Origin of the sequence: Amycolatopsis taiwanensis DSM 45107, from assembly GCF_000519205.1 — a bacterium.
Taxonomy (GTDB): Bacteria; Actinomycetota; Actinomycetes; order Mycobacteriales; family Pseudonocardiaceae; genus Amycolatopsis_E; species Amycolatopsis_E taiwanensis.
This window is the reverse complement of the sequence record NZ_JAFB01000033.1, coordinates 74,926-89,561: the sequence shown is the minus strand read 5'-3', so window position 1 is coordinate 89,561 and position 14,636 is coordinate 74,926. Positions and strand designations below refer to the sequence as shown.

The following is a 14,636-nucleotide window of genomic DNA, read 5'->3' as shown; positions in this document are numbered from 1 at the left end:
GGCCACTGTGACGTCCCGAACCGGGAGTGGCCGCTCATCTCTCCTCCTCATACCCTTGCGAACGCGGGCGCGAACACGCTCATGCCACCGGGGTGCTGTGCGATTCTGCTACATCATCCCGGCAGCGCTGCCCCCACCATGTCGACGAACAGCCGGTGCACCCGCTCGTCCCCGGTCAGTTCCGGATGGAACGCGGTGGCGAGCACCGGTCCCTGCCGGACCGCGACGATCCTATCGGCAGCGTCCCCGGCGTGCGGCGTCTTGGGCACCCGGGCCAGGATCTCCACCCCGTCGCCGGCCTTCTCCACCCATGGTGCCCGGATGAAAACCGTGTGCAGCGGACCGCCGGCAAGGCCGTCGAAGTCGAGATCGGCTTCGAACGAGTCGACCTGGCGCCCGAACGCGTTGCGCCGGACCACCACGTCGAGCCCGTCGAGCTGCCGCTGGTCCGGCCGGCCGTCCAGCACCTGCCGGGCCAGCAGGATCATGCCGGCGCACGAGCCGTAGGCCGGCATGCCTGCCTCGATCCGCTCCTGTAGCGGGTCGAGCAACTCGAACGTTTCGAGCAACCTGGACATGGTGGTCGACTCGCCGCCGGGCAGCACCAGCCCGTGCACCTCAGCCAGTTCCTCCGGGCGCCGCACCGGGCGCGCCCGCGCCCCGCAGCGCTCGAGCATGGCGGCGTGTTCACGCACGTCGCCCTGCAGGGCAAGCACCCCGATCACCGGTGTAGCGGACACCTGACCTCCTTCACCTCACCGGCCGTGGAACTCGTGCCGCCGGAACGCAGAACTCGCACGACCGGAATGTGGGACTCACGCGACGGGAACGTGGGACACACGCGACGGGAATGTGGGACACGCGCGACGGGAACGTGGGACTCGCGCCTCACCAGCCGCGTTCGGCGAGGCGGTGCGGTTCGGGCACCTCGTCGACGTTGATGCCGACCATCGCCTCGCCCAGCCCGCGCGAGACCCTGGCCAGCATCTCCGGGTCGTCGTGGAAGGTGGTCGCCTTGACGATCGCGGCGGCTCGTCCGGCCGGGTCGCCGGACTTGAAGATCCCCGATCCGACGAACACCCCCTCCGCACCCAGCTGCATCATCATCGCGGCGTCGGCCGGGGTCGCGATGCCACCCGCGGTGAACAGCACCACCGGCAGCCTGCCCTGCTCGGCCACCTCCCGGACCAGCTCGTACGGTGCCTGCAACTCCTTGGCCTCGACGTACAGCTCGTCCTCGGACAGCGAGCTCAAGCGCCGGATCTCGGCGCGGATTTTGCGCATGTGCAAGGTCGCGTTGGACACGTCGCCGGTGCCGGCCTCACCCTTGGAACGGATCATCGCCGCGCCCTCGCCGATCCGGCGCAGCGCCTCGCCCAGGTTCGTCGCGCCGCACACGAACGGCACGGTGAAGGCCCACTTGTCGATGTGGTGGGCGTAGTCGGCCGGGGTGAGCACCTCGGACTCGTCGACGTAGTCGACGCCGAGCGCCTGCAACACCTGAGCCTCGACGAAATGGCCGATCCGGGCCTTGGCCATCACCGGGATGGAGACGGCCTGGATGATCCCGTCGATCAGGTCGGGGTCGCTCATCCTGGCCACCCCGCCCTGCGCCCGGATGTCGGCCGGTACCCGCTCCAGCGCCATCACCGCGACGGCGCCGGCGTCTTCGGCGATCTTGGCCTGCTCGGGGGTGACGACGTCCATGATCACGCCGCCCTTGAGCATCTCCGCCATGCCGCGCTTCACCCGTGCGGTGCCGCGCTCCGGCACGGTGGAACCAGTGGATTCAACTTGGGACATACCACAATCGTAGGTTCGAATGGACCGCTTCCCCAGGCCAGTTAGGCGCTATCTCAGCAGGCCATTCGCGGGGCCGGCGAACGCGGGGTTGCCGGGGTGGCCCCATCGGGTGTGTGATCGAAGGCACACCCAACGACACCCGACGTCCCGGGAGGCCACGTCATGGCCGACAAGCAATCCAGACACGATGATTCCGGGGCCGCGGTCGCTGTGGACGATCCGCGCAACGTTCGCAACGTCGTCCTGGTGGGACCGTCCGGTTCCGGCAAGACCACGCTCACCGAGGCCCTGCTCGCGGCGTCCGGCACCGTGAACAGGGCCGGTTCCGTGGTAGAGGGCACCACGGTCTGCGACCACGATCCGGCGGCGGTCCGCCAGCAGCGTTCGGTCGGCCTTGCCGTCGCCCCCGTGCTGCACGACGGAGTCAAGATCAACCTGATCGACACGCCGGGCTACGCGGACTTCGTCGGGGAGCTGCGCGCGGGGTTGCGTGCCGCTGACGCCGCGCTGTTCGTGGTGTCCGCGTTCGAGGGCGTGGACCCGGCCACGGTCGCGCTGTGGGAGGAGTGCGCCGCGGTCGGCATGCCTCGCGCCGTGGTGATTTCCCGGCTCGACCATCACCGTGCCGACGTGATGGGCGAGATCGCCGCGTGCCAGGAGGCGTTCGGCGCGGGCGTGCTCCCGCTGTACCTGCCCGCCGGCGGCGACCGGCCCGGCCTGATCGGGCTGATCACGCAGCGGCTGCTCGACTATTCGAACGGGTACCCGCCCACCGTGGGCGAGCCCGACCCCGCGGACCTGGAACGGCTGACCCTGGCGCGCAACGAGCTGATCGAGGGGGTCATCGCCGAGAGCGAGGACGAGTCGCTGATGGACCGTTACCTCGAAGGCGAGGAGATCTCCGAGGCGACGTTGATCTCGGACCTGGAGACCGCCGTCGCGCGCGGCACCTTCCACCCGGTCATCCCGGTGTCCGCAACCACCGGGGTCGGCTTGGCCGAGGTGCTGGACGGCATCGTCCGCGCGTTCCCCTCGCCGTTGGAGCACCCGCTGCCGGAGATCAGTTCGATCGACGGCACCCAGCGGATCGAGCTGCGGGCCGACCCGGGCGGGCCGCTCGCCGCCGAGGTGGTGCGGACCGCGGTCGACTCCTACGTCGGCCGGGTGTCCCTGGTGCGCGTGTTCTCCGGCACGCTGCGCCCCGAGCGCCCGGTGCACGTCTCGGGGCACGGACTGACCGAGCGCGGGCACGAAGACCACGATGCCGACGAGCGCGTGGCGCACATCTATTCGCCGCTCGGCTCGAACCTGCGCGAGGTTCCCTACTGCGTCGCGGGCGACCTGTGCGCGCTGACCAAGGTCGGTTCGGCGGAGACCGGCGACACGGTGTCCTCGCCGGAGCACCCACTGCTGATGCGGCCGTGGACGATGCCGGAGCCGCTGCTGCCCGTCGCGATCGTCGCGCACAACCGCAGCGACGAGGATGCCTTGGCGCGCAACCTTTCCCGCCTCGTGGCCGGGGACCCGACGCTGCGGCTGGAACGCAACTCCGAAACCGGCCAGCTGGTCCTGTGGTGCATGGGCGAGGCCCACGCCGACGTGGTGCTGTCCCGGCTGCGCGCGGGTGGCGCGGAGGTGGACACCGAGCCGATCAGGATCAGCCTGCGGGAGACCTTCGCCGGACCGGCCAAGGGACACGGCCGGCACGTCAAGCAGTCCGGCGGGCACGGGCAGTACGCCGTCTGCGACATCGAGGTGCAGCCGCTGGAACGAGGCGCGGGATTCGAGTTCGTCGACCGGATCGTCGGCGGCGCGATCCCGAACCAGTTCATCCCGAGCGTGGAGAAGGGTGTGCGGGCGCAGCTCAAGCGCGGGCTCACCGCCGGGTATCCGGTGGTCGATCTCCGGGTGACCCTGGTGGACGGCAAGGCGCACAGCGTGGACTCCTCGGACGCGGCCTTTCAGACGGCCGGTGCGCTCGCACTCAAGGACGCGGCGGCGAACGGGCGGGTCACCTTGCTCGAACCACTCGACGAGGTCGTGGTGCGGCTGCCCGACGAGCACCTGGGCACGGTGCTCGGCGACCTGTCGGCCCGGCGCGGGCGCGTGCTGGGCACCGAGTCGACGGACGGCGGGCGCAGCGTGATCCGGGCGGAGGTGCCCGCGACCGAACTCGTCCGGTACTCCACCGACCTGCGTTCGCTCACCTCGGGCACGGCGAGCTTCACCCGCCGGCACGCCCGCTACGACCCGCTTCCGCACGCCCTGGCGGGGTGATCGGTGGCAGAATCGCAGCGTCGTTCTCCGTCACTCTGCTTGCCGAACTCACGTTGTGAATTACGCTCTCACGCATGGCATCCGAGGACGACCCGGCGTGCGCGGTCGCGCACGGTGAGGGCGAGATCCGGCACCAGGCCGCCGGCCGCACGTTGCTGACCGTGTTCGCCTCGCCGGTGGCGGGTTACCTGCTGCGCTACGCGCCCGATCTCGGCTACCGGGCGGCCCTCTACGAGCCCGATCCCGACCGGGCGAAGGCGTTGTCCGAGCCCGACGCCGAGGTGTTCACCGAACTACCCGAGCTCGACGAGTCGGCCGAGGTCGTGGTCACCGACCACCACCGGCCCGAACTCGGCCCCGCCCTGCGGGACGTGTTGGCCCACCGGGTCCGGTGGGTCGGCGTGATGGGCAACCCGCGGCACCCCGGGCCGCACATCGAGGCGCTGAAGCGACTCGGCGTCTCCGGAGACGACATCGCCCGCGTGCACCGGCCGGTGGGCCTCAACATCGGCTCACGGACCCCGCCGGAGATCGCCATCGCCACCCTGGCCGGCCTGCTGGCCGACCGGAACGGGCGCAGCGGCGGCTTCCACTTCTGACCGGCCCCGCTGGTCAGGTCGCCGGGTCGGGCTCGGCGATCTCGAAATACTCCGGCTGCGGTGCGGTGCCGGCGAGCTTGAAGTAGCGCACCTTGCGCCGGCGCCGCAGGGCGAGTGTGTCGCGCACCGCGTCGTTGTGCACCCGCCGTGCGATCACCACGCGCTGTTCGGCATCGGCCAGCTCGTCCGCGAGCCGCGGCGGCAACCGGTCCCGGTCGATCACGGCGAGCAGCCGGGTCAGCTCGTTCTCGGCGGATTCCCGGTCCGGACGCGGCGCGGTTTCCGCCGCGTCCGCGGCCTCGCGCAGGCACGCGCCCTCCGGGGGCGGCAGCGCCCCGGCGGCCACGGCTCGGGCGACGACCGAACGCCGGGCCAGCGCCGCGTCCAGCGCCGCCCAGCCCGCGTCCAGCCGGACGTGCAGCCGGTCCAGCCGGTTGGCGGTCGCGACCAGGAACAGCCCGCCGAGCACCACCACGGCCGCGACGATGGCGACGAGAAGCACGAACCAGTTCAATGCGGCGCCACTTCGGCAACGCGCCGCGGATCGGCGGCGACGGCCGTCTCGTAGACCCGGAGCACCTGGGCCACCACCACGGACCAGTCGAAGATCATCACCCGCTCCCCTGCCGCGGCGACCAGCGACGCGCGCCGCGCCGGATCGGCGAGCACCTCGCGCAGCGCCCCGGCGAGCGCGGCGGCGTCGCCGGTCGGGGTGAGCAGGCCGGCGCGGCCGTCGTCGAGCACCCGGCGGAACGAGTCCAGCCCACTGGCGACCACCGCCGTCCTGGCGGCCATCGCCTCGGTGAGGATCATGCCGAAGCTCTCGCCCCCGGTGTTGGGGGCGCAGTACACGTCGACGCTGCGCAGCGCCCGGGCCTTGCCTTCGTCGTCGACCTGGCCGAGCAGCTCGATGTGCGGCGCCAGCTTCGGCCCGGCCATCCGGCGCAGCGCCTCCGGCTCGCCCCGCCCGACCACCAGCAGCCGCAGGCCGGGAAAGTCGGGCAGCAGCTCCTCCGCCGCGCCGAGCAGTACCGCCATTCCCTTACGCGGCTCGGTGAACCGGCCGACGAAACCGATCGTGCCGCCGGCCCGCGGGTAGCCCTCCAGCGGCGTCGCCTTCGAGAAGAACTCGACGTCGACGCCGTTGGGAATCTCGACCGCGTCACCGCCCGCGTGCTCGACCTGCACCCGACGGGCGAGCGCGGACACCGCGATCCGCGCGGTGATCTTCTCCTGCAGCGGGCGCAGCACCGGCTGGAACGCCGACAGCGTGCGGGATCGCGGCGTCGAGGTGTGGAAGGTGGCCACGATCGGGCCGTCGGCGACCTTCAACGCGAGCAGGGACAGACTCGGCGCGCTCGGCTCGTGCAGGTGGAGCACGTCGAAGTTGCCCTCGTGCAACCACCGCCGCACCCGCGCGTAGGACACCGGCCCGAACTGGAGCCGGGCCACCGACCCGTTGTACCGGATGCCCAGCGCCTTCCCCACGGCCTGGACGAACGGCGGCAGGTCGGCGTCCTCGTCGCCCGGGGCGAGCACCGATACCTCGTGCCCCCGGTCGAGCAGCGCCCTGGCCAGGTCCACGACGTGGTTCTGCACCCCGCCCGGCACGTCGAACGAGTAGGGGCAGACGATGCCGATCTTCACGCCGCCTCCTGTGCCTTATGGGATACCCGCACCCGGTCGGCAAGGGCGAGCGGCGAGAAACGATGACTTTCGCTCACGCCGCCTCCCGTGTTTCGCCCGCGCCGGGCTCCTCGAAGTCGGCGGTCCACAGCTTCTGCACCATGTGCCAGTCGGTCGGGTGCGCGGCGATGTCCCCGGCGAAGACATCGGCCAGCGCCTGGATCGCGGCGGGCACCTCGGCCCGTGCGGCCACCCGGATCGGCGGATGGATCCGCAGCCCCCAGCCGTCTTCGGTGAACCACAGGCCGACCGGCAGCAGCGCGGCCCCGGTGCTGGCCGCCAGCCGGGCCGGGCCGCCCGGCATCCGGGTCGGCTCGCCGAAGAACGTGACCGGCACCCCGGTTCCGGTGAGGTCGCGGTCACCGAGCAGGCACAGCACCTTGTTGGCGCGCAGGCGCTCCAGCAGCAGGCGGAACGAGCCGGTGCTGCCGGTGGCAGGCACGATCTCGTAGCCGAGCGACTCCCGGAAGCTGACGAACCGCTGGTACACCGACTCGGGTTTGAGCCGCTCCACGACCGTGGTGAACGAGCCCGCATAGCCGACCAGCCATATCCCGGCCGCGTCCCAGTTGCCGGAATGGGGCAGCGCGAGGACCGCCCCGTTGCCCTCGGCCAGCGCCGCGTCCAGGTACTCGACGCCGCTGGCCTGCTCGGCGACCCGCTGCTGGATCGCCGCGTGGTCCATCGCCTGCAGCCGGAACATCTCGTGCCAGTAGCGGGCGTACGAGCGCAGCGCGCGCCGGGTCAGCTCGTCGAGTTCGTCCTCGTCGGCCTGCGGCACGACCCGGGCGAGGTTGCGGCGCAGCTGCTGGGCGCCGGGACCGGCGCGCCGCGCCGCGAAGTCGGCGGCCAGCGAGAACGCGGCGCCGGTCATGCCCGCGGGCAGCCGGCGGACCAGCTTCCAGCCCGCGGCATAACCGAGTTCACTGACGCGCCGACCGAACCCGCTCACGCCGTGTCCTCCGAGAGTTTGCGCGCGAGCGCGATCCTGTTGACAGGGCGCTCCTCACGAACTCGAGTCACCTCGCCCACGACGGCGCCCTGCCGCCGCGGTAGCGGGGCTTGTCGGCGGCGCGCTCTTGGGTCGGCCTGGGAGCCGCGACTTGACACAGGGCTGCTCACGCCTTCTCCTTCGCGAGTTTGCGCGCGACCGCGATCGTGGACACCGGGCTGCTCACGCGTGCTCCTCCCGTGCCGAGGCGGCCACCGCGAACATCCGCTGGGCCAGCGTGATCGCGGAGAGCACGGCCAGCAACCACAGCGATCCCTCGACCGCGTAGGGCACGCCGAACCCCTCCAGCCCGGTGCCGACCAGCGCGATGATCAGGCGTTCGGCCCGCTCGACGATGCCCCCGTCGGCCTTCAGGCCGGACGCCTCGGCCCGCGCCTTGATGTAGGAGATGACCTGTCCCAGCACCAGGCAGACCAGGGCGGCCGCAGCGGCCCGCAGATCGCTCGCGACCACGAAGCACCACCACGCGATCGCGCCGAACAGCGCGCCGTCGACCAGCCGGTCGCAGGTCGCGTCCAGCGCCGCGCCGAAGGGCGTGCCGTAGCCGCGGGCCCGCGCCATGGCCCCGTCCAGCAGGTCGAGCATGGCGAACCCCCAGACGGTGAACGTGCCGGCGAGCAGCATCCCGGTCGGGAAGAACACCAGGGCGCAGACGATCGCGCCGGTCGTGCCGACCACCGTCATCGCGTTGGGCGTGAGGCCGGCTCGTACCAGCGCGCGCCCCAGCGGGTCGAGAACGCGTGAGACGGAGGCACGCGCGAAGATGTTCAACATCGGGTCTGCTCGGAACTGTCGGGCATCAAAGACGTCACCTGGCTGCTGTTGGGGTTGCAGAGCGCAGCCTATCCACCCCGGCCCGCGCCGGTTCGCGGCGGCGCGCGGAAGATGTCCTGGAACGCGACGTGGCGCCCGCCACGGCAGCGTCTCGACCCCCTCGACGCGGGCGCGCTAGCTCGTTTTCACAAGCGGCGCCAGCCGCTCGCGGCGAGGCTGTCAGCCGGTTCCGCTACCCGCACCGCCACGCAGGCCACCTCGAACACTCGCTAACCGACTTCGTCCAATTCTGCCAGGGCTGCGGCGCATCGCGGGGTCAGCTTGCCCTGGATCGCGGCGCTGATCTCGCCCAGCGCGCGTACCTGGTCCGGGGTCAGGGCGTCGAACAGCGCTTCCCGCACCGCCTCGACGTGCCCGGGCGCTGCCTCCTCGATCGCCGCCAGCCCCTCGGCGGTGAGCGAGGCGAACGCGCCCCGCTTGTCCGTCGGGCAGGACCGGCGCCGGACCCACCCGTTTTCCTCCAGCCGAGCCACCGCGTGGGACAGCCGGCTACGGGACGACCGGCAGCGCTGGGCCAACTCACTCATGCGCAGTGTGCGACCCGGCGCCTCGGACAGGGCGACCAGCACCTCGTAGTAGGTGTGGGGCATACCCGCGTCGCGCTGGAGTTGCCCTTCGACATGTCCGCGAAGCAGGTCGACGGCCGCGTAGAAGGCGCGCCACACTTGCTGCTCGTCGTCGGTGAGCCACCTGGTTGCGGACATGCCAGCCATGATACCCCTAGTTGAACGCTCAATCGACTTTGCTACAGTCTGGTTGAGGGCTCAACCAAGCGGCTGTCCCTCCCCCAATGCCTCAGACCATTTTCACCTCAGGAGGAGCAACATGACCACGACCGAGATCCCGGGTTACATCACTGGTACCTGGCAGCTCGACGCCACTCACTCCGACGTCAGCTTCACCGTCCGCCACCTCGGCGTCTCCAAGGTCCGCGGCCGGTTCGACCAGGTCGAGACCACCATCGTGACCGCCGGCGACATCCTCGACTCCAAGGTCACCACCACCATCCACACCACCAGCGTGGACACCAACAACGAGCAGCGCGACGCGCACGTCCGCTCCGCGGACTTCCTGGACGTCGAGACCTACCCGACCATCACGTTCACCTCGACCGGGATCCGGTTCTCCGACGGCGAGTACCTGATCGACGGCGAGCTGACCATGCACGGCGTGACGAAGCCGGTGACGCTGACGGCCGAGCTGGGCGGCTTCGCCGACGGCCCGAACGGCAAGGTGCTCGGCGTGTCGGCCACCGCCGAGATCAGCCGCGGCGACTTCGAGGTGGGCAAGAGCATTCCCGGCGCCGTGGTGAGCGACAAGATCAAGATCGAGCTGGACATCGAGGCCGGCCTCCAGGCATAGAAGCCGCGCCGTCACAAGTGCGCAGTGCGATGAGTGACCCGTTCATGCCGAAATTCGGCATGAACGGGTCACTCATGCACAGCGGCGATGTCAGTGCCAGGCGTTGGCCAGCAGGTCGCGCGTCTGGCCGAGCAGCTGCGGGAGCACCTTCGTGTGGCCGACGACCGGCATGAAGTTCGCGTCGCCGCCCCAGCGGGGCACGACGTGCTGGTGCAGGTGCCCCGCGATGCCCGCCCCGGCGACCAGGCCCTGGTTCATGCCGATGTTGAAACCGTGGGGCCCGGACACCGACCGCACCACGGTCATCGCGTGCTGCGTGAACTCCGCCAACTCGCGAGTCTCCTCGCCGGTCAGCTCGGTGTAGTCCGCGACATGCCGGTACGGCAGCACCATCAGGTGCCCCGGGTTGTACGGGTAGAGGTTCAGGACCGCGTAGACCAGCTCACCGCGCGCGATGATCAGCGCGTCGGCGTCTTCCAGCGCGATCAGCCGGCAGAACGGGCAGCCTTCCGGCTCGTCACCTTCGGGCTTGCCGGCTTCTTGGATGTAGGCCATCCGGTGCGGGGTCCACAGGCGCTGCAACGCATCGGGCACCCCGGCACCGTCCTGCGGGACGAGCGTTTCCGGCCTCACCCCAGGACCGCCTCGAAGGCCTGCGCGTTCGGCGAACCGTTTTCCCTGCGATCGATCCATCCCGCGATCGCCTCCACCGCATCGACCACCGGCACACCGTTGATCTGGGTACCGTCCCGGAACCGGAACGACACCGCGCCGGCCGCCACGTCGCGCGGGCCGGCCAGCAGCATGAACGGCACCTTCTGGGTGGTGTGGGTGCGGATCTTCTTCTGCATCCGGTCGTCGCTGGTGTCGATGTCAACCCGGATTCCCTTGGCGCGCAACGCCTTTTCGACCCCGCGCAGATGCTCGACGTGCTCGTCGGCGATGGGGATGCCCACCACCTGAACCGGCGAGAGCCACGCCGGGAAGGCGCCCGCGTAGTGCTCGGTGAGCACGCCGAAGAAGCGCTCGATCGAACCGAACAGGGCACGGTGGATCACCACGGGCTGCTTGCGGGTGCCGTCGGCCGCGGTGTAGGTGAGCTCGAACCGCTTGGGGTGGTTGAAGTCGAGCTGGATGGTCGACATCTGCCACGAGCGGCCGATCGCGTCCTTGGCCTGCACCGAGATCTTCGGGCCGTAGTAGGCCGCGCCGCCCGGGTCGGGCACCAGCTCCAGACCGGAGTCGAGGGCGGCCTGGCGCAGGGTCTCGGTCGCCTCCTCCCACTCCTGGTCCTCACCGATGAACTTGTCCGAATCTCCGCGAGTGGACAATTCGAGGTAGAAGTCGGTCAGCCCGTAGTCGGCGAGCAGGTCGAGCACGAAACGCAGCAGCGACCGCAGTTCCCCGGCCATCTGCTCCTGCGTGCAGTAGATGTGCGAATCGTCCATGGTGAGGCCACGCACCCGGGTCAGGCCGTGCACCACGCCCGACTTCTCGTACCGGTACACCGTGCCGAATTCGAACAGCCGCAGCGGCAGCTCCCGGTAGGACCGCCCGCGAGACCGGAAGATGAGGTGGTGCATCGGGCAGTTCATGGCCTTGAGGTAGTAGTCCTCACCCTCGAGCTGCATCGGCGGGAACATCGTGTCCGCGTAGTACGGCAGGTGCCCCGAGGTGAGGAACAGGGCGCTCTTGGTGATGTGCGGGGTGTTGACGAACTCGTAGCCCGACTCCTCATGCCGCCGGCGCGAGTAGTTCTCCAGCTCACGCCGGATGATGCCGCCCTTGGGGTGGAACACCGGCAGGCCCGAGCCGATCTCCTCCGGGAAGGAGAACAGGTCCAGCTCCGCGCCCAGCTTGCGGTGGTCGCGGCGCTCGGCCTCGGCGATGCGCTCGAGGTGGTCGTCCAGGGCCTCCTGCGATTCCCACGCGGTGCCGTAGATCCGTTGCAGCTGTGGGTTCTTCTCGTCGCCACGCCAGTACGCGGCGGCCACCCTGGTCAGCTTGAAGGCCGGAATGAACTTGGTGGTCGGCACGTGCGGGCCGCGGCACAGGTCGCTCCAGACCCGCTCCTTGCTCCGCGGGTCGAGGTTGTCGTAGATCGTGAGGTCGCCGGCGCCGACCTCCATGATCTCGTTGGTGTCCACGTCCTCGCTGCTGGACTTGAGGTCGACCAGTTCGAGTTTGAACGGCTCGTCCGCGAGTTCCCGACGGGCCTCGTCGACCGAGCCGAAGGCCCGGCGGGAGAACTGCTGGGCGGACTTGATGATCTGCTTCATCCGCTTTTCCAGCGCCTGCAGATCCTCGGGGGTGAACGGGGTGTCGACCGCGAAGTCGTAGTAGAACCCGTCACGCACCGGCGGGCCGATGCCGAGCTTGGCCTCCGGGAACTGCTGCTGCACGGCCTGCGCCAGCACGTGCGCCGCGGAGTGCCGGATCACGCTGCGCCCGTCCTCGGTGTTCGCCGCGACCGGCTCCACCTCGACGTCGGCATCGGGCACCCAGGCCAGGTCACGCAGTCGGCCGTCCGGGTCACGAACCACCACGATCGCCTCCGGCCCGCGCGCCGGCAGGCCCGCCTCCCGGACCGCGGAGCCCGCCGTGGTGCCGGCCGGCACCACCACGCGCGAGGCGGGTGCGGCTGCGGCGGGCGACGGCTGATTCACGATGGGCTCCTCGAGGTGTGCGAAACGCGATGGTTACCCACCGATGCTATCCGCCGCCCGCCTTCCCCATTCGGTTGACGTCCTCTCCTGTATGAAGGCAGGAGGTTCCTCCCGGGCATGCTGGGGTTTCTCGGGAAGATGTGCCGTCACTGCGCGTCGCGGACACCGGAGCGCGAGCAGGTTGAACGTCGATTCGGCACCTGCACGCCAGGGAGCCCGCCGGCGCAGGTCCTTGTCGTGTCAGTCCAGGTAGAGCGCGGCCAAGCGAGGCAGGCGGCTCTTCATCTCGGTCCGGTCATCGAAGTCGAAATTCCAGTCGGAGTCCAGTTCTGGGTACTGGACGGTGTACGAGCCTGTTGGAACCTGCTCTCCGGTTGCGGCGAGGTGCGCGTTCCAGGCAATGCTCAGCGTGTCTTCGCACTCCATCTCTGCTCCATCGACCGCTGCGGCGCGGATGGACGGCAGGTCGGCCAATGCATCCGGATCGGCCACGGCCTGCTCGAACACGTCGCGGCCTTGGGCGATCAACCAGCCACGGAAGTAGTCGAAGCCGTCGTCGGAGCAACCACCGTTGATCATGTAGGCGGCTGCCCACAGGGGATTGCGGTAAGAGGCGGCCATCAGGTCCCAGATGACCTGTTGGGTGGCCACGATTTCCTCACGAGGGCAGGCGGCGAGCAAGGTGCTGGCGCGGCCGGCCACCGCATCGCTGTCTGCCGGTGCGGGGACCTGGCCGCGGGCGTCGTCGATCAGCGTCCAGAACTGTCGGATGTCCATGACCGTGCAGCCTCTCACCTGAGTGTGACAGGAGTGGCCTGGGCCGCCGGTCTCCGCGCCCAGCCCCTTGGCTCAGAGCGTCTGGACGACCTCTTCGTAGTCCAGGCGCGGCAACCGGCCGAACCAGGGGTTCTCGCCCGGCTTGCCGATGTTGATCACGACCAGGGACTTCCACTTGTTGCGGGAGAAGAACTCGCGGTCGATGCCGGCGTTGTCGAACCCGGTCATCGGGCCGGCGGCCAGGCCGGCGGCGCGGACGCCGACGATGAAGTACCCGACCTGCAGCAGGGCGTTCAGCTTCGCGAACTGCTCACGCCTGGACTCCTCGGCGAAGGAATCCTTCGCTTCCGGCTTGTGCGGGAACGTCTTCGGCAGGTTCTCGTGGAAGTCGGTGTCGGCGGCCAGCACCACGGTCACCGGCGCGGTGGCGGTCTTGGCGCGGTTGCCCTCGGACATGTGCGGCAGCAGGCGCTGCCTGCCCTCGGCGCTGCGGATCACCAGCGCCCGCAACGGCTGGGTGTTCATCGAGGTGGGCGCCCATTTGACCAGGTCGTAGATGGCCTGGAGCTGCTCGTCGGACACCGGCTCGGAACTGAAGCTGTTCGCCGTCCGGGCTTCTCGGAAGAGCAGGTCCTGGACATCCTGTGGCAGGTGCAGCACGTCGGCCAGGCTGGCGGTCGAGGTCACGGTGAACTCCTTCGGTCGGCTCATTCCCTCCCAACGCCAACGCTGTTGAACGCTTGACTATTTCCGGAATCGTCGTGTGCGCGTGGTCACTATCGGTAGATGCGGACCCAGTCGACCTCGACCGTGGACTTGATCGGCGGCACGTCCGCTTTGGTGCGCGGCACGAAGTTCTGTTGGAGCACCAGATGCATCGGCTGGGACGGGATGCCCTCGGGGTTGGCGTAGCCCACCCAGGGCACGCCGTCGATGTAGCAGGTGATGTGGCTGGCCTGCCACTCCACCGCGAAGTTGTGCCACTGGGTCAGGTCGACGTACTTGCGCTCGTAGGCGACCTGAACGTCACCCGGGCCGTGCAGCCAGCTTTCGATGTACTGGCGGTTGGGGTCGTACTCCTCGGCGAAGTCGAGCTCGCCGACCGCCGCCTTGTCGTCGTTCTCCGGCCACAGCAGGAAGACCGGGTCGTAGGCGATGGCGGCCGGGGCCGGGAACCGCGCCCGCACCTCCCACCGGCCGTAGACCTGGTCGCCCTGCCAGGACATGCCGCACGTGGTGCCCGCGTGGTCCGCCGCCCCGGTCAGGGTGAGCACCCCGCCGGTGACGGTGCACTGCTTCGCGCTCCACTTCGTGTTCGACGCCTGGTCGAAACCGTCGTAGACCGACCACTTCCTGGTGTCGACCTTCGTGCCGTCGAACTCGTCGCCGGCGATGCGCTGCCAATCGAAATCCACCGCCGCCTCGTCGGACTTCGGGGGCGCCAGCACGGTCGGTCCGCTCGTGGAGACCGCCGCGTTGCCGCCGGTGGCGCCGAACCGCTGGCTGGTGATGACGACGGCGGCCACGCCTGCGACAGCGAGCACCAGAGCGGCGACAAGGACGAGGGCGCGTCTGTTCACGCGCGACAAAATACCGCTCCCCCACATGGGTGGTTCACCC

General features: G+C 69.9%; 15 protein-coding genes. 3 read left to right on the top strand and 12 right to left on the bottom strand.

Going from position 1 to position 14,636, the window contains the following annotated elements:
- Positions 1-113: 113 nt before the first annotated feature.
- Positions 114-740 carry a pyridoxal 5'-phosphate synthase glutaminase subunit PdxT gene (gene pdxT, locus A3CU_RS0125360; protein WP_027944668.1) on the bottom strand — a complete coding sequence of 209 codons (627 nt, stop codon included), beginning with the start codon at positions 738-740 and terminating at the stop codon, positions 114-116.
- A gap of 148 nt (positions 741-888) precedes the next feature.
- Positions 889-1,803, bottom strand: coding sequence for a pyridoxal 5'-phosphate synthase lyase subunit PdxS (pdxS, locus tag A3CU_RS0125355; RefSeq protein WP_027944667.1), 915 nt, complete (start codon positions 1,801-1,803; stop codon positions 889-891).
- 162 nt (positions 1,804-1,965) lie between these two features.
- Between pdxS and A3CU_RS0125350 the strand changes: the two genes are divergently transcribed.
- A complete protein-coding gene (locus tag A3CU_RS0125350; protein WP_027944666.1) occupies positions 1,966-4,080 on the top strand; it encodes an elongation factor G-like protein EF-G2 in 2,115 nt (704 codons plus the stop codon).
- 74 nt (positions 4,081-4,154) lie between these two features.
- On the top strand, positions 4,155-4,679 hold the full coding sequence (locus A3CU_RS0125345; protein ID WP_027944665.1) for an XdhC family protein: 525 nt from the start codon (positions 4,155-4,157) through the stop codon (positions 4,677-4,679).
- 13 nt (positions 4,680-4,692) lie between these two features.
- On the opposite strand, the gene A3CU_RS0125340 is transcribed toward A3CU_RS0125345, so the two are convergent.
- The 5 genes from A3CU_RS0125340 to A3CU_RS0125320 form a co-directional block, all read right to left on the bottom strand.
- Entirely contained in the window at positions 4,693-5,193 is a 501-nt protein-coding gene (locus A3CU_RS0125340) for a LemA family protein (protein WP_027944664.1), read from the bottom strand.
- Complete coding sequence (locus tag A3CU_RS0125335) at positions 5,190-6,326, bottom strand: glycosyltransferase family 4 protein (RefSeq protein WP_027944663.1); 1,137 nt, start codon at positions 6,324-6,326, stop codon at positions 5,190-5,192. Before A3CU_RS0125335 ends, A3CU_RS0125340 begins: the two co-directional genes overlap by 4 nt.
- A gap of 73 nt (positions 6,327-6,399) precedes the next feature.
- Complete coding sequence (locus A3CU_RS0125330; RefSeq protein WP_027944662.1) at positions 6,400-7,317, bottom strand: phosphatidylinositol mannoside acyltransferase; 918 nt, start codon at positions 7,315-7,317, stop codon at positions 6,400-6,402.
- Between the two features lie 222 nt (positions 7,318-7,539).
- The gene (pgsA, locus tag A3CU_RS0125325; RefSeq protein WP_027944661.1) at positions 7,540-8,151 is read right to left on the bottom strand and encodes a phosphatidylinositol phosphate synthase; all 612 of its coding nucleotides are present in this window, start codon (positions 8,149-8,151) and stop codon (positions 7,540-7,542) included.
- 269 nt (positions 8,152-8,420) lie between these two features.
- Positions 8,421-8,915: a MarR family winged helix-turn-helix transcriptional regulator gene (locus tag A3CU_RS0125320; protein ID WP_027944660.1), complete on the bottom strand. Its 495-nt coding sequence runs from the start codon at positions 8,913-8,915 to the stop codon at positions 8,421-8,423.
- Between the two features lie 121 nt (positions 8,916-9,036).
- Between A3CU_RS0125320 and A3CU_RS0125315 the strand changes: the two genes are divergently transcribed.
- Complete coding sequence (locus A3CU_RS0125315; protein ID WP_027944659.1) at positions 9,037-9,573, top strand: YceI family protein; 537 nt, start codon at positions 9,037-9,039, stop codon at positions 9,571-9,573.
- 90 nt (positions 9,574-9,663) lie between these two features.
- Here the strand turns inward: A3CU_RS0125315 and A3CU_RS0125310 are convergent, their stop codons facing one another.
- The 5 genes from A3CU_RS0125310 to A3CU_RS0125290 all read right to left on the bottom strand — a co-directional run bounded on the left by A3CU_RS0125310 (position 9,664) and on the right by A3CU_RS0125290 (position 14,596).
- On the bottom strand, positions 9,664-10,206 hold the full coding sequence (locus A3CU_RS0125310; protein WP_027944658.1) for an HIT family protein: 543 nt from the start codon (positions 10,204-10,206) through the stop codon (positions 9,664-9,666).
- Positions 10,203-12,239, bottom strand: a complete 2,037-nt coding sequence (gene thrS, locus A3CU_RS0125305; protein WP_027944657.1) for a threonine--tRNA ligase — start codon at positions 12,237-12,239, stop codon at positions 10,203-10,205. Before thrS ends, A3CU_RS0125310 begins: the two co-directional genes overlap by 4 nt.
- Before the next feature lie 240 nt (positions 12,240-12,479).
- A complete protein-coding gene (locus A3CU_RS0125300) occupies positions 12,480-13,016 on the bottom strand; it encodes a DUF4240 domain-containing protein (protein ID WP_027944656.1) in 537 nt (178 codons plus the stop codon).
- Between the two features lie 72 nt (positions 13,017-13,088).
- Positions 13,089-13,703, bottom strand: coding sequence for a malonic semialdehyde reductase (locus A3CU_RS0125295; RefSeq protein WP_027944655.1), 615 nt, complete (start codon positions 13,701-13,703; stop codon positions 13,089-13,091).
- An 89-nt stretch (positions 13,704-13,792) separates the two neighbouring features.
- Positions 13,793-14,596, bottom strand: coding sequence for a glycoside hydrolase family 16 protein (locus A3CU_RS0125290; protein WP_027944654.1), 804 nt, complete (start codon positions 14,594-14,596; stop codon positions 13,793-13,795).
- Positions 14,597-14,636 lie beyond the last annotated feature (40 nt).